The 15,607-nt window shown below is 60.1% G+C and carries 13 protein-coding genes; 2 read left to right on the top strand and 11 right to left on the bottom strand.

All coding sequences use genetic code 11. The features are described 5' to 3' along the window. Window positions 1–50: 50 nt before the first annotated feature. The 4 genes from pstB to QZ534_RS18665 all read right to left on the bottom strand — a co-directional run bounded on the left by pstB (window position 51) and on the right by QZ534_RS18665 (window position 4,786). Window positions 51–938, bottom strand: coding sequence for a phosphate ABC transporter ATP-binding protein PstB (gene pstB / locus QZ534_RS18680; protein WP_296936830.1), 888 nt, complete (start codon window positions 936–938; stop codon window positions 51–53). Window positions 939–949: 11 nt separating this feature from the next. After that, window positions 950–2,224, bottom strand: coding sequence for a phosphate ABC transporter permease PstA (gene pstA / locus QZ534_RS18675; RefSeq protein WP_296936828.1), 1,275 nt, complete (start codon window positions 2,222–2,224; stop codon window positions 950–952). Next, entirely contained in the window at window positions 2,217–3,605 is a 1,389-nt protein-coding gene (gene pstC, locus QZ534_RS18670; RefSeq protein WP_296936826.1) for a phosphate ABC transporter permease subunit PstC, read from the bottom strand. Before pstC ends, pstA begins: the two co-directional genes overlap by 8 nt. A 137-nt stretch (window positions 3,606–3,742) precedes the next feature. After that, window positions 3,743–4,786: a substrate-binding domain-containing protein gene (locus QZ534_RS18665; protein WP_296936825.1), complete on the bottom strand. Its 1,044-nt coding sequence runs from the start codon at window positions 4,784–4,786 to the stop codon at window positions 3,743–3,745. Window positions 4,787–4,980: 194 nt separating this feature from the next. On the opposite strand from QZ534_RS18665, the gene QZ534_RS18660 reads away from it, so the two are divergent. Next, on the top strand, window positions 4,981–5,385 hold the full coding sequence (locus QZ534_RS18660; protein WP_296936823.1) for an acyl-CoA thioesterase: 405 nt from the start codon (window positions 4,981–4,983) through the stop codon (window positions 5,383–5,385). Between the two features lie 3 nt (window positions 5,386–5,388). On the opposite strand, the gene QZ534_RS18655 is transcribed toward QZ534_RS18660, so the two are convergent. From QZ534_RS18655 to QZ534_RS18630, 6 genes are all read right to left on the bottom strand, one after another. After that, window positions 5,389–6,381: a dihydroorotate dehydrogenase-like protein gene (locus tag QZ534_RS18655; RefSeq protein WP_296936821.1), complete on the bottom strand. Its 993-nt coding sequence runs from the start codon at window positions 6,379–6,381 to the stop codon at window positions 5,389–5,391. Next, complete coding sequence (nifJ, locus tag QZ534_RS18650; RefSeq protein ID WP_296936819.1) at window positions 6,374–9,967, bottom strand: pyruvate:ferredoxin (flavodoxin) oxidoreductase; 3,594 nt, start codon at window positions 9,965–9,967, stop codon at window positions 6,374–6,376. Before nifJ ends, QZ534_RS18655 begins: the two co-directional genes overlap by 8 nt. Window positions 9,968–10,077: 110 nt before the next feature. Further along, window positions 10,078–11,199: a DUF3524 domain-containing protein gene (locus tag QZ534_RS18645; protein WP_296936814.1), complete on the bottom strand. Its 1,122-nt coding sequence runs from the start codon at window positions 11,197–11,199 to the stop codon at window positions 10,078–10,080. Window positions 11,200–11,210: 11 nt separating this feature from the next. Then, window positions 11,211–12,395, bottom strand: a complete 1,185-nt coding sequence (locus QZ534_RS18640) for an MFS transporter (RefSeq protein WP_296936810.1) — start codon at window positions 12,393–12,395, stop codon at window positions 11,211–11,213. Between the two features lie 97 nt (window positions 12,396–12,492). Next, entirely contained in the window at window positions 12,493–13,290 is a 798-nt protein-coding gene (gene fetB, locus QZ534_RS18635; protein WP_296936806.1) for an iron export ABC transporter permease subunit FetB, read from the bottom strand. After that, window positions 13,277–13,885, bottom strand: coding sequence for an ATP-binding cassette domain-containing protein (locus QZ534_RS18630; RefSeq protein WP_296936804.1), 609 nt, complete (start codon window positions 13,883–13,885; stop codon window positions 13,277–13,279). Before QZ534_RS18630 ends, fetB begins: the two co-directional genes overlap by 14 nt. 89 nt (window positions 13,886–13,974) lie before the next feature. Here QZ534_RS18630 and QZ534_RS18625 point away from each other — a divergent pair, with 89 nt between their 5' ends. Continuing rightward, complete coding sequence (locus tag QZ534_RS18625; RefSeq protein WP_296936801.1) at window positions 13,975–14,601, top strand: hypothetical protein; 627 nt, start codon at window positions 13,975–13,977, stop codon at window positions 14,599–14,601. 7 nt (window positions 14,602–14,608) lie between these two features. Here QZ534_RS18625 and arsJ read toward each other — a convergent pair. Next, window positions 14,609–15,607, bottom strand: a 999-nt coding sequence (gene arsJ / locus QZ534_RS18620; RefSeq protein ID WP_296936798.1) for an organoarsenical effux MFS transporter ArsJ, incomplete at its 5' end; no start/stop codon positions are given.

Genomic DNA, 15,607 nt, shown 5'->3' with positions numbered 1-15,607 from the left:
TCCTTCTTTGTAGGCATACTGTTCTTCTCCAAAATTCCTCAGGTCCGGAATCAGCCGAAACGGCCGGTGATGTAGGACTCGGTCAGTTCGTGTTCCGGCGAGGTGAATACCTTGTTGGTTTCGTTCACTTCCACCAGGTGTCCCAGGTGGAAATAGGCCGTACGGTGGGATACCCGGGCCGCCTGCTGCATCGAGTGGGTCACGATAACGATCGTGTAGCTCTCGGACAGCTCGGCAATCAGTTCTTCCACCTTCGCCGTGGCAATCGGATCCAGCGCCGAACAGGGCTCATCCATCAGCACCACTTCCGGGCTGACAGCAATGGCGCGAGCAATACACAGACGCTGCTGCTGGCCGCCAGACATGCCGGTTGCGTTGGCGTCCAGGCGATCCTTTACCTCATCCCACAGGCCAGCCTTGCGCAGGCTGTTTTCCACGATTTCATCCAGATCCGATTTGCGATTGGCCAGGCCGTGGATGCGGGGGCCGTAGGCCACGTTGTCGTAGATAGACTTGGGGAACGGGTTAGGCTTCTGGAAAACCATGCCGACCCGGGCCCGCAGTTCAACGACATCCCGTTTGGGGTCATAGATGTCGTGGTCGTCCAGTTTCAGGGAACCTTTCACACGACAGATATCAATACTGTCGTTCATACGGTTCAGGCAGCGCAGGAATGTGGATTTGCCGCAGCCGGATGGACCGATAAAGGCAATGACCTCGTTGCAGCCAATGTCCAGGCTGATCTTTTTGATCGCAGGGGCATCGCCGTAGAACACCTCGACATCCCGAAGCTTGAATTTTGGGTCGTCCGAGAACGGCTTTCCAACGGTTTTCCCTTCCTCGATGATGGTTTCTGCAGGCTTGGATTCCTGAACAGGCACGGCCACCTCGTCCGGTTGGGAAACTTCACTGGCAATGGTTGTATTCACAGTATTCATCTTGATTCTCCTTACCACCGGCGCTCGAGACGTTTGCGCATCCAGATGGCCAATGCATTCATGCTGATCAGGAAGGTCAACAGCACCATGATGGCTGCCGACGCACGTTCAATAAAGGCCAGCTCAGGGCTCCCGGCCCACAGGAATACCTGCACCGGCAGAACGGTGGCCGAATCCAGGAACCCATCCGGCACATCCACGATAAATGCCACCATACCGATCAACAGCAGCGGCGCGGTTTCACCCAGAGCCTGGGCCATGCCGATGATGGAACCGGTGAGCATGCCCGGCATGGCCAGCGGTAACACATGGTGCAGAACCACCTGCATCTTGGAGGCTCCGATACCTTCCGCCGCCTCGCGGATCGAGGGCGGCACGCTTTTGATTGCGGCCCGGCTGGAAATGATGATGGTGGGCAGCGTCATCAGGGTGAGCACCAGACCACCAACCACCGGGACCGAACGGGGCATGCCGAACAGGTTGATGAACACGGCGAGGCCGAGCAGACCAAAGATGATGGAAGGAACCGCCGCCAGGTTGTTGATATTCACTTCGATGAAATCGGTGAACTTGTTCTGGGGCGCGAACTCTTCCAGGTAGATGGCCGCGGCAACACCAATCGGGAATGACAGGATCAGGGTAACGAACATGGTCAGCAGCGAACCGACAATAGCCCCGAGGATACCGGCCCTGGACGGATCACGGGAATCGCCGCCACTGAAAAACACGTCGTTGAAGGACGTCTCGATGACGCCCCGCTCCTGCAGTTCGTCAACCCAGGCTTTTTGCTGGTCATTCAACTTGATCGAGTAGGCGTCATCGCCCGCATGCTTTACGTAGACATCTACGTTGGTGTGGCTCAGGAACGTCATGGTCCTTGACGTACCCAGCCAGTCCGGGTTGGCCGTCAGCGCATCGCGGAGAGTCACCGACGCATAAGGGTTGATCAGTCCACGTACCTGGTCCCGGTCATCCTCTGTCGCTCCGGGAATCTCCTTGATCAGTGCCTGGACCAGCGGCTCGACAAAATCCGCCATCTTTATCTGGCGCTCGTCCGTCGGGTCATCCAGGTACATCATTTCACCATCCAGTTGCACTTCCATGGTGATGGTGGTCTTGAGGAAGCCGGTATAACCCTTGCCGATAATGTCGGTGAACAGGGTCAGCAAAGCCCCCAGGGCAATGGCGATCGCCAGCACGCCATAGGCGCGGAACCGGCGCTCTTTTCGATAGCGGCTTTTCAATGACTGGCGGACTATCTCCGCCTGCGAGCGTTGGTTATTCATACTGTTCCCGATATTTGCGAACGATTTTCAAGGCAATAACGTTTAGCAGCAGTGTGGCGATAAAGAGCATTGCACCGAGCGCGAACGCCGCAAGTGTCTTGGCGCTGTCAAACTCCTGGTCGCCGGTGAGCAGCGTCACGATCTGGACGGTAACGGTGGTGACCGTTTCCAGCGGATTGGCGGTCAGGTTGGCCGCCAGCCCTGCGGCCATAACCACAATCATGGTTTCGCCGATGGCCCGGGAGACCGCCAGCAGGATGCCACCCATGATTCCGGGCAGTGCAGCCGGGAAGATCACTTTCTTCATGGTTTCCGACTGGGTTGCACCCAACGCCAGAGAGCCGTCCCGCATGGCCTGGGGCACGGCATTGATCACGTCATCGGAGAGTGAGGATACAAACGGAATAATCATGATGCCCATGACGGCACCCGCGGCCAGGGCGCTCTGGGAAGACGCCTCGATACCGATGGAAGCGGCCAGGTCACTGATAAACGGTGCAACGGTCAAGGCGGCAAAGAAGCCGTAAACTACGGTCGGGATACCAGCCAGCATTTCCAGCAGTGGCTTGACCACACCGCGGACCTTCTTGCCGGCATACTCGGACAGGTAAATGGCCGACAGCAGCCCAACCGGTACCGCCACAATCATCGCAATGGCAGAAATCAGCAGGGTACCGGTGAACAGGGGGATCATGCCGAATGCCCCCTGGGAAGCCACCTGATCGGCCCGGAGCGCGGTTTGGGGGCTCCAGTGGGTACCGAAGAAAAACTCGGTAAATGGCACCTTGCCGAAGAAACGAATGGTTTCAAAGGCTACCGAAAAAATGATGCCGACGGTGGTCAATATCGCCAGGGCCGCGCAGGCGAAGAACACCCATTTAAGGATGGATTCAACCTGGACACGGGCATTCAGGCGAGGCCTTATGCGCAACCAGCCCAGGAAACCTGCCAGAACGGCTACCGAGACAACCAGAGCGGACATCAGGAACCGGCTCTTCGTGCGCAGCGCCTTCAAACGCTCAGCCGCCTCTGCAATCGGCGCTTCGACAAATCCCGGAGGCAAGGCCCCGCTGGCAACGTTGCTGATTTTACTGAGCAGCAGGCTTGCCTCACCGTCAGTCGCCGGAATCATATTGTCTGGCAGGCCACCAATGATGATCAGCTGAATGACTTTGCCCTGGAACGCAGCCCACAAACCGAGCACCAGGAGGGCGGGAATGCCACTCCACAAGGCGGCTCTGGCGCCATAGTAGAAAGGAAGGGACTTGAGGTGACGGATCCCACCCAGCGGCATCGCCAGCGACCGGGAGCGGGCGTAACCAAGCCAATAGGCCACGATCGCCAACGCCAGGGTCAGTAATAAAAGATTAGCCGGTTGCATGAAAATTCCTGTATTCCACTTCGTATTGGCGCACAGTCTACAGATTCATATCTGCACTGGCACCGAATCGTCCAAACGTGCAAAAGGTGCGGGCCTCAATCGAGACCCGCACCTCTGTTCTTGACCGGACGGCGGTCTTACTTAAGCTCGTCCAGAGTCAGGTTCGGCATGTTCTCTGCCTTATCCATCAGGTCCATCAGAGCAGCACGGGGCGGCACGATCAGACCTACATCTTTCAGGTAGCCGTTCTGGCCCATGGCAGCGTTGCTGGTGAACTCGCTGACGTATTCCTGGATACCCGGAACCACACCAACGTGCGCCTTCTTCACGTAGAAGAACAGTGAGCGGGCAACCGGGTAATCGTCTGCAGCAATCGCTTCAGCGGTCGGCACCTTGCCATTCAGGGTAGCGGCCTGCAGACGGTCGGAGTTTTCTTCCATAAAGCTGTAGCCGAATACGCCGTACATGCCTTCGTCACCGATCAGCTTCTGAACGATCAGGTTGTCGTTCTCACCGGCTTCGATGAATGCGCCGTCTTCACGAACGCTTTCACAGATGGAAGCGTGCTCGTCCTTGCTCAGGTTGGCGGCTTCAGGCAGCTGGTCACAACCGGCGGCCAGGGCGAGTTCATTGAAGGAGTCACGGGTACCTGAGGTCGGCGGGGGACCCATCACACGAATCGGCTTGTTTGGCAGGCTGGAGTCAACGTCGCTCCAGTTCTTGTTCGGGTTGGCAACCCACTCGCCGTTAACGGGCACTTTGGAACCCAGGGCCAGGAACAGCTGCTCCAGGGTGATGTCCAGGTTCTCGGCTTCCTTGGAGCTGGCAATCACGATGCCGTCCGAGCCGATGCGGAACTCGGTGATGTCAGTCACACCGTTGCTCTGGCAAAGCTCGAACTCGGAGGTCTTCATACGACGTGAAGCGTTGGTGATGTCCGGGTGCTGGGTGCCGATGCCCTGGCAAAACAGCTTGAGACCACCGCCTGAACCGGTGGATTCCAGCTTGGGGGTGCTGAAGTCGGTCTTGGTGCCGAAGCGCTCGGCAACGACAGTGGCAAACGGATAAACGGTAGAGGAGCCCACGATGCTGATGGTGTCACGGGCCATGGCCGGTGCAGACATGGCGGCTACGGAGCCGGCCAGTGCAACAGTCGCGAGTGCTTTGTTCAGTTTCATCACGTCAAGTCTCCATTATTCGGTTTGGACGTTGTGTCGGATGTGCTTTACCGATGGGTGCAGACTAATGGCACTCTGTGACAACTTTGTTACAGCTTCTGAAATATAGTCAGGAATGTTCAAATTTGCTTGCAGCGGCGCTTCAGGCCGTTACCATGCGTGTTAAAACAATTCCAGGCTCGCAAGAAGGCAGTACTATGACAGCGTTAGACGATGACAAACCCACGCCCCGTGGTGACCTCACTCTCCAGGTAATTCCTCTCCCCGCCGACACCAATGCCAATGGCGATGTCTTTGCAGGCTGGCTGGTGAAGCAGATGGATCTTGCCGCCAACACCATGGCCGGGCGCATTTCCCAGGGCCGGAACGCCACCGTGGCCATGGACCGGATGGAGTTCCTGTCGCCATTACGGGTCGGTTCCCAGGTGGGCTGCTACTGCGAGCTTGTGGACATTGGCCGCAGCTCCATGAAGATCAACGTGGAGGTCTGGACCCTGGACCGCACCGCGAAAAACCCCCGCAAGGTAACCGAGGGCCTGTTCGTGTACGTAGCCATTGACGAGCACGGACGCATCCGGGAAGTGCCCGACCAGAACCTGTAATCGTTATTTCCAGCCATGCAGCAGGCGGGCATAGTTGAGGCGCTCCCAGGTCCGACTGTTGGGCGCCCTTTCCATCGACAGCGCGCCTCGCGCCTCTATGAGATCGCGATAGCCCATATCCGATAATCGCCGGATTAGCCCGTCGTGTATCTGCCCGAGGGCTCCCGGACCGTCTGCCAGAATCGCAGAGACCACCTGAACCGCGGTCGCGCCCGAGAGGATCGCCTTGGCCGCGTCATCACCGGTATGAACGCCACCTGACACCGCCATCTCCAGGGACGTCTGGCCATACAGCATGGCCGCTGCGTGTAGCCGCAAAGGCAGTTCTGCGCTGGATGACAGCACCACTTCCCGGCTCAATTCCAGCTCATCAAGGTCCATCTCCGGCTGGTAGAAGCGGTTGAACAAAACCAGTCCCCGGGCGCCTGCCGCTTCAACACCCGCCACAAAGGCCGGCAACGCTGAATAGAACGGCGACAGTTTTACGCTGACGGGGATGCTAACCTGTTCAGTCACCGAACGGACCACGGCCAGTTGGCGCTGTTCGAGGCTATCCGCTGTCTCGGAAGGGTCCGTGGCCAGATCATAGAGGTTAAGCTCAATGGCATGGGCACCGGCGGCCTCCAGCTCAAGGGCGTGTCCGGTCCAGCCTCCGGTCGAAATACCGTTGAGCGAGGCGATGACCGGCACATCCAGTGATCGGCGTAACAATTCCAGCCGCTGAAGGTAACTGCCCGATCCCATCTCGAAAACTTCCGACTCCGGAAAGAACGACCGGGCCTCGGCATCCATATTGATGCGTGAATCGATAAACCGGTGGGCAGCCATCTGCTCCTCCACCAGCTGTTCCTCGAATAGCGAGTGCATGACCACAGCACCGGCACCGGCCCGCACGCAGGCTTTCAGCGCATCGAGATCATCGGTCAGCGGACTGGCGCCGACCACCAGGGGCGACTGCAATTCCAGCCCCAGCCAACGGGTTGCCAGCTCAGTCATGACGTTCACCCTTATCGTTGTCAGCATCGGACGATTCGTGAGGCTCGAAATGGATGCCCGCCAGCTGCTTGTAGAGCTCCCGCTGTTCCGTGGCCGCCTCCGAGGCCGCAGCCACCAGCTGTTCGTAGCGTTCGGGATCTCTCAGCTCCAGCATCCGGAACCGGGCCTCTTCCTGCATATAGGCTTTCATGGTCACCTTCTGACGCGGGGAATCCAGTTGCAGGGGAGGCAAACCCTCGTGGGTTCGTCGGGGATCAAACCGATACAGCGGCCAGGCCCAGCTGTCCACTGCCCGTTTCTGCTGCGCGGGTGAGTGCACCAGATCGTAACCGTGGGCGATGCAGGGGCTGTGGGCAATGATCAGTGCCGGGCCGTCAAAGCTCTCGGCTTCCTGCAGGGCCTTGGTGGTGTGATTGCTGTGGGACTGCATGGCAATCTGGGCGACGTAGACATGGCCGTAGCTCATGGCCAGCAGGCCCAGGTCCTTCTTGCGGGTGGCCTTGCCGGCGGCAGCGAACTTGGCAATGGCACCCATGGGCGTGGCCTTGGACTGCTGCCCGCCGGTATTGGAGTAAACCTCGGTGTCGAGCACCAGCAATTTCAGGTTCTGGCCCGATGCCAGGGCGTGGTCCAGGCCGCCATAACCGATGTCGTAGGCCCAGCCATCGCCACCAATCACCCAGACACTCTTCGGGCAGAGCTCGTCGGCCAGGGTCTCTAGCTCCCGGGCCTCTGGCCCCTGCTGGTCCGCCAGCCAGCTACGAAGTTGCTCTATGGCTGTGCGCCGTGACGCCATGGCGGTTTCATCGACGGTAGTGCAGGCGCCGGTCAGCTCCGAGTAGAGCGCTTCAGGTAACTGTCCCTGGAACCCGTCCAGCAGTTGCCGGGCCCGACCCACCAGCTTGTCCAGCCCCAGGCGCATGCCCAGCCCCAGTTCCGCCGCGTCTTCGAACAGCGAATTGTTCCAGGTAGGCCCCCGGCCATCGGCGTTCACCGTATAGGGCGTGGTGGGCAGGTTGCCACCGTAGATCGACGAGCAGCCGGTGGCATTGGCAATCAGCAGGCGATCGCCCACTAGCTGGGTCAGCAGCCGGATGTAAGGCGTCTCGCCGCAGCCGGAACAGGCGCCTGAATATTCGAACAGGGGAATCAGCAGCGGCAGGGATTTGAAATCCCGGGGGATACGGTCTCTGGGCACATCCGGAATACTCCGGAAAAACGCCAGGTTCTCCGCCTCCACCTCACGGTGGTCCTCGATTGGCTGCATATTAATGGCTTTGCGTTTGGGCTGGGTCCGGTCCTTGGCCGGGCAGACCTCAACACATAAGCCACAGCCGGTGCAGTCGTCCGGGGCCACCTGGATCCGGTAATCCAGGCCCTCCAGTTCAGAGGTCTGGGTTTCCGGCACGACTTCGAATGCCTCCGGCGCCCCTTTGACCGCTTCGGGCTCAAACACCTTGCTGGTGATCGCGGTGTGCGGGCAGATCATTGCGCAGAAGTTGCATTGCACGCACAGGTCAGACTCCCAGATCGGGATTTCCAGGGCAATGGTCCGCTTCTCATACTGGCTGGTGCCCGTGGGCCAAGTACCGTCCGGCGGGAAAGCACTCACCGGCAGTTTGTCTCCCTGGCCTTCCAGCAACAGGCGCGTGACCTTCTGGACAAAGTCCGGCGCACTCTCCGGCACTCTCGGTGGCCGGACGCGGGTTGCTGTAACTTCGTCCGGCACTGGCACTTCATGCAGATTGTCCAGCGCCGAATCCACCGCTTCCACATTGCGACGCACCACTTCCGGCCCGCGGCGACCCCAGGTCTTGCGGATGGATTCCTTGATATGGGCAATAGCCTCTTCCCGGGGCAGGATATCCGCCAGGGCGAAGAAGCAGACCTGCATGACCGTGTTTATCCGCCGCTCCAGCCCTGCTTTTTCCGCCACCTCGGCGGCATCGATCACAAAGAGGCGGGCTTTACGTTCGACCAGTACCCGCTGGACCTCCACCGAAAGCCGCTCCCAGACCTCGTTTTCGGGCCAGGGTACATTGAGCAGCACCGTTGCGCCCTCAGCGGCATGATCCAGCACATCAAACCGCTCCAGAAACTGGGGCGCATGAATGGCCACGAACTGGGCCCTGTTGATCTGGTAACTGGAGCGAATGGGCAGCGGGCCGAACCGCAGATGGGATACCGTGGTTGCGCCGGATTTCTTGGAGTCGTAGACGAAATGGCCCTGGGCAAACAGGTCCGTGCCCTCGCCCAGAATCTTGATGCTGGCCTTGTTACTGCTGACGGTGCCATCGGCGCCAAGACCAAAGAACAGCGCCCGGCGGGTTTTCGGGGATTCAATATCCAGCTCGCTGTCCACACCCAGCGAGAGATGGCTGACATCGTCCCGCACGCCAACGGTAAAACGGGTTTTCGGCGCTTCGGCTTCCAGTTCGTCGAAGATTGCGCACACCATGGCGGGGGTAAATTCCCGGGAGGACAACCCATAGCGGCCCCCGATAACCCGGGGAAGCACCTTGCGATCGCCCCGGCTGTAAGCTTCCATCAAAGCACCGCTGACTTCCAGCAACAGGGGCTCGCCCTGGGCTCCGGGTTCCTTGGTGCGGTCGAGTACCGCCAGCTGCTCAACGGTCTCCGGTAAAGCGCTCAGGAAACGGTCGGTCGCAAAGGGCCGGAACAGGCGCACCTTGAGCACCCCGACCTTCTCGCCCTGCTCCAGCAGCCACTCCACCGTCTCATGGGCGCATTCGGCTCCGGAGCCCATCAGGATGATCACCCTGTCGGCCTCAGGATGCCCGACATAATCAAACAGATGGTATTGCCGGCCGGTAATACCGGCAAACCGGTCCATCACGGCTTCCAGCTTTTCCGGAAACGCCTGATAGAAGGGGTTGATGGCCTCCCGGGCCTGGAAGAAGGCGTCCGGGTTCTGGGAGGTGCCCCGAACCACCGGCCGGTCCGGCGTCATCCGGCGGCTCCGGTGCGCCTCCAGTCCTTCGTGGGGTACCAGGGCCTTCAGATCGTCATCGCTCAGGGCGGCGATCTTGGAAATTTCATGGGAGGTGCGAAAGCCGTCGAAGAAATGCATCACTGGCACCCGGCTTTCGAGGGTAACGGCGTGGCCAATGGCGGCCATATCCTGGGCTTCCTGCACCGATCCCGACGCCAACAGGGCAAATCCGGTACCACGGGCACTCATCACGTCGGAATGATCGCAGAAGATGGAGAGGGCGTGAGTGGCAATGCTGCGGGCGGCAATGTGCATGCAGAACGGCGACAGCTCACCGGCAATCTTGTACAGGTTGGGCAGCATCAACAGCAGCCCCTGTGAGGCGGTAAAAGTGGTTACCAGAGAACCAGCCTGCAGTGCCCCGTGCATGGCGCCGGCGGCACCGGCCTCGGACTGCATTTCAACGACACTGGGCACCTGCCCCCAGAGATTGGGTTTGCCAAGGGCTGCCCAGTCATCAGCGTGTTCGCCCATCACCGAGGCGGGGGTAATCGGATAGATGGCAATGGTCTCGCTCAGGCGGTATGCCACCGAGGACACTGCTTCATTGCCGTCGAGGGTATGGAACTCCATGGCCACGACTCCCTGTGGTGAGGCCGACAGACAATTCTGAGTCTAGTATCGACGAAGACAACCGCAAGGGAGCGGGTTTGATCTGGGACAGGTTTGGGAAAGAAACAGGGTCAGGGCTTGCTTGCCCCGGTTTTGATCAGCTCCTCAAACAGGGACTGGTAGTCTCCGGCCAGCCTGGATGCCCGCCAGCCATCCGGCGGGCAGGCCGAAGCGCCTTTTTCCAGCAGGGCTTCGAGGCTGTCGGCGGCAGCTTCCGCCTCTCGCTCTGCATCCTCTTCATGACTGTCATACCGACACTGGGCAGGCACATATTCCCGATAGGCCAGACGGTCCGGCGCCAGCGGGACGCAACCCGAGGCCATGGCTTCGAGCATCGCCAGGCCCTGAAAATCATGTAGGGCCGTGGAAACCACAATATCCGCCTGGCGCAGCAACTGATCGTAGTCTTCACGGCTTTCCAGGAACCCCCAGTGTTCGATGGAATGACCGAACTGTTCGCCTATCCGGTCAAATGCCTTCGGATAACTGCGAAACCGCTCGCCCACCACGCTCAACCTGAACGGCACCGAGCGCTGTTCCAGCACCTGCAGGAACTTCAGCAGGCGATCGGGCCCTTTATCGTATTCCCAGCGATGGTTCCAGAGCAGATGCGGACAGGTCCGGTCCCTAAGGGACGGGCGCTCCGTAAATAATCGGTCCTCAATCGGCACCGGTATCACCCGGGACTTGTCGCGCAGAACTTCGGTCAGCCCTTCAGGCACTCTGTCAGGCAACTTCTGGCAGAACGAATCAACGCCGGCCAGAAAACTGTCCCGGTTCCAGCCGCTGTTGAATACCACACAGTCGGCCGAAAGCGCGCTGTACAGGTTCACCATCTGTGGATCGGCGCTGGCGTTCTGGCCGCTGGATACCGGAAAGGCGAACTGATTTTCATGCATGTACAGCAGGCAGGGGGTGCGGGCCAGGCGCGGATGTAGCCCCCGCAGGGTTGCCAGGTCCACCATGGAGGTGGCGATGATCAGATCCCAGGATTCCTGCAGGAGCGGCTCATTCAGCCAGCTCAGCGGATTGCCACGGATTCGCCAGCGGAAAAACCTCGGAGGCAAAACCAGGGCCCGCCAATAAAATTCCGGCAACAGCGCCGCCAGGTGCTCACGCCAACGCTTGTGACTGGCGGCGTCGTACCCGGAGAGTATCAGCACTCTCGCCTTGGACGTGTCTGGCTCATTCATGCTCACGATCATTAACCAGGCTGGACCTCAGGTCGTGCCCTGGAAAGCGACCACAGTCCGAGCACAGGTCCCGGGAATAGAAGCAGAACCACCCACACATTCAATTGCCCCCATAATCCGCTGGTCAGCCAGATGGCCGGCAGGGTCAGCCCGAAGCCAACAGCATTCATGACCGCCAGGGAGGAGCCCACCGATTCCCGGGGCGCGGTTGCCGACGCCAGGGCCGAAAATTGAGGCGAGTCGGACACTACGGCAACGCCCCAGACAATCAGCAATGCAATGAGTAACACTGGAGCCAGCCCACTCAACCAGGGGTATACCAGGCAGAAGAGCCCGGACACCATCAGTGCCCGTCGGGCTACCCACTCGCTGCCCAGAGTCCGACTGAGCCTGCCGCCACCAACACACCCCGCAGCACCAATGCCAATGACTGCAAACGAGAGCCAGGGAACCAATGCATCACCCTCCCCCAGACGCTGGAGCTCGCGGCTGATCAGCAGAGGCACCAGCGTCCAGAAGGCATAGAGCTCCCACATGTGACCGAAGTAACCCCCGGCCACGGCTCGAAACCGTGGAATTCGCAGCGCCGCCAATCCCTGACTCAGTGGCAACCGGCCACTGCTTTTCGGCAGATGCGGTCCGTCGCCCAGCAAAAACACCAGCAGGCCGCCAATCAGCGCAAGGCAGGAGGCCGCCATCAGCGGCCACTCCCAGGGCATGCCCAGCGTTGCGCCCCTCATCAGGTGTGGAAGTGCCGTGCCCAGAGTAAGCATGCCCACCAGCCAGGCCAAAGCGGCACCGGCGTATTTCGGGGTCCAGGCGATCACCATTTTCATGCCCAGTGGATAGATACCCGCCAGGCACAGACCCGTGGCAAACCGGAGCAGGAGATCCATCGGGGGCGAACCGGCAAAAAAAACAAACCCGCCGTTCACTAACGCCCCCAGCAGGCTCGACAGGGCAAAGATCCGGCTGGCACCGAAGCGGTCCGCCAGACCGGTCACGGCGATAGTCAGGGTGCCCGCGATAAACCCGGCCTGAACCGCCAGGGTCAGTCGGCCGAGATCAGTTTCGGTCAGGCCCAACTCCGCGGACAGGGACAGCCAGACACCGTTGATGCTGAACCACAGCGAGGTGCCGAACAGCTGGGCCAGCACGATCACAGGGAGGGGATAACGTTTAAGCAGGTCGATCATTGTTATTGTCTTTTCCACACGATGGACCAAGCCTAGCCTCGGGAAGCCTGCTTCGCCCATGCTACTTTGGTGTCTGGTTGGCAAGCAGGCGACTTGGTCAGGACTTCACCAACCGATCCAGCCGCAAACGCTCCCGATCGTCAAACAGTCGCCGACCGCCCCAGGAAACAGCCATGACGGCGCCAAACCCGGTGCCAACGGTAATAATCAGCATCACCAGAATCTGGTACTTAACCGCCACCGCCGGAGGGCTGCCAGCAAGTATCTGACCGGTCATCATGCCCGGCAGACTGACGATGCCGGCTGCCGCCATGGCGTTGATCGACGGCATCATGCCGCTGCGCATGGCATCCCGCCGGATATCCTCCAGGGCCTGCAGCGAGGTCTGACCCAGCATTAACCGGTTCTCGATAACCGCCCGTTGACGCCAGACTGATTCGTTCAACCGGTCCAGCGCCAGGCTGACACCGGTCATAGTGTTGCCAAGCATCATGCCCAGCAGGGGGATGGCGTACTGCGGTGCATACCACGGCTCGGGGCCTATCACCACGGTGAGGGCCAGTACGGTCACGGTAAAGGACGATACAAACATCGCCCCCGTACCGATACTGAACGCCCACCAACCCTGTAATCGTCGTCCCTGCCGTGCAACCACTTCCCTGCCCGCCACCAACAACATGGCCAATGCCAGCAGTGCAATCCAGTAGAATGCAGAGGACGCGAACAGGGCTTCCAGCACCAACCCGATCAGCGCCAGCTGGATAATCGTGCGAATCGCGGCGATCAGCAGACTCCGTGTAATGCCGAGCCGGGCCATATATCCGGTACCGGCCAACGCCAGAATCAGCAGGGCCGCCAGGCCGAGTTTCCACCAGGCCAGATCAATCACTTCCATGAACACGCTCCAGACTGGTGCCGTGAATCCGGTAGTGGGCGTCTGCCACCCGATGGATCTGCCCCGGGTCGTGGGCAACCCAGAGCACCGCGATCTTCCGCCTCCGGATCTCCTCGAGCAGCCAGGCTTCAACGGTTCTCGTGCTGTCGTTGTCCAGATTGGCGGTGGGTTCGTCCAGAAGCAGGGCCTCGGGCTGAAGGGCAAGGGCCCTCCATAAGGCGAGCCGCTGTCGCTCACCCGAAGAAAGCCGACTCACCGACCAGCCCATTACCTCTGGCGGGAAGCCCAGCGCTGACGGCAATCCTGCCTTTGCAGCATCCGGGAAGTGACCATCCACTTCATCGAACCACCACTGACTGTCGGCTGGCACCATCACCACTCGGCTTCGCCACTGGTGTGCGGGAACATCAGTCTGGGCGGTGTCACCCAGTGAAACCCTGCCGTCATGCGGTTCGAGGTCAGCCACGGCTCTGAGCAGACGGCTCTTGCCGCTCCCCGAGGGGCCGGACAGACAGACAACCTGTCCACCAGGCACCGTCAAAGAGACGTTACCCAGAGTGCCAACGCCGAGATTTTCCAACACCAAGTCTGTCAAGATAGCTTCACCAGGGCTCGTCAACGTTCGTAACGGCTATACCATTGCACAGTGTCCTGCCAACCACCAGCCGCACAGGCCAAGGATGTATGAAACTTCGATCCATTACCGCGTTCGCACTGGCATCTGCACTCAGCGCCCCGCCGGCAGCAGCCGAGGTCAGCCTGGCACCGTTTGCGGGGTTTCGCATGAGCAGTTCGGTGGACATCGAGACCTCCGGCGCCAGCACCTCGGACCAGATCGACTTCCGGGATTCCGCCAGCCAGGGGCTGGTGTTCAATTTTGATCTGGCAGAACCGGGCAAACAGGGAGAGCTCTATTTCGGGCGGCAGAGCACTTCGGCCAGACTGGAGAGTGGCCTGTTCGCACCCGGCATGGAGTCCATCGACCTCACCATCTACCAGCTCCAGTTCGGCGGACTGTATTTTCCCGGTGGTCAGAATCACGGCGGGTTTGTCTCAGGTGTGTTCGGCGTTACCCGCATCGAGCCGGATGATTCACGGTATGAAACCCATCACCGGGCCGCTCTATCTATTGGCGGCGGGTACCAGTTTTTCCTGACGGAACAACTGCGCCTGCGGCTGGATCTGCGCGGTATTTATACCGCCCTGAACTCCGGAGGTTCGGCGTTCTGCTCTGGCGGCTGCGAACTCAGGTTCGACAGCAATGGCTACCTGCAGGTGGAGGCCGCTGCAGGGCTGGCCATTCGGTTCTGAGGCCCGCTCAGGCTGTCACCGGCCGCCGCTCCGGCAACATCAGGGACAATATCGCGGCCATGGCCACCAGTCCGGACGATATCCAAAGACAGGTCTCCAATCCGTAAGCCTGATACACCCAGCCGGACAGAATGGTGCCCAGCAAACGTCCCGCAGCGTTCGACATGTAATAGAAACCCACATCCAGCGACACGCCATCACCGCGGGCATAGCTTACGATGAGATAGCTGTGAAGGGACGAGTTAACGGCAAACAGCACACCAAACAGCAATAGACCACCAACAATCGCGATTTGGGGTGACCAGCCCGCCATCAGGCCAATGGCAATCGCTGCCGGAATCAGCGCCAGGGCTGCCGCCCAGAGCACAGCGGGCTGTTTGCCTTCCATGTTGCCGGTGATGCGCGGGGCGATGGTCTGGATAAAGCCATAGCCGATAATCCAGGTGGCCATAAAGCCGCCCACTTTCCAGAAGTCCCAGCCAAAGACCGTGTGCAGGTACACCGGCAAGGCCACCACAAACCAGACATCCCGGGCACCGAACAGAAACATCCGCGCCGCCGAGAGCACATTGATGGCCCGGCTTTTTGAGAGAATCTCGCTAAATTTCGGCTTGGCCTTGCTCTTGCCCAGATCCTGCCCCAGCAGGAACAGGCTGGCCAGCCAGACCAGTCCCAGCGCAACCGCCATGATGATGACCGCACCCTTGAAGCCGGCAGCCATCAACAGCACACCGCCCAGGAAAAAACCGACGCCTTTCAGCGTGTTCTTCGAACCTGTGAGAATCGCCACCCACTTGTACAGGGTGCCCTGCTGCTCATCCGGCACCAGCAACTTGATGCCGCTCTTGGCGGACATCTTGTTCAGATCCTTGGCAATGCCCGAGAGCGCCTGGGCCGCCATGACCCAGGGCACGGTCAGCATGGCCGCCGGTACCGCCAGCATGCCCAACGCCACAATCTGCAGGAACAACCCGATGTTCATGGTGCGGTTCAGCCCCATGCGGGC

Source organism: uncultured Marinobacter sp. (genome assembly GCF_913055835.1).
Taxonomy (GTDB): Bacteria; Pseudomonadota; Gammaproteobacteria; order Pseudomonadales; family Oleiphilaceae; genus Marinobacter.
The sequence above is the reverse complement of the archived record's forward strand: the minus strand, read 5'-3'. Positions and strand labels throughout refer to the sequence as shown.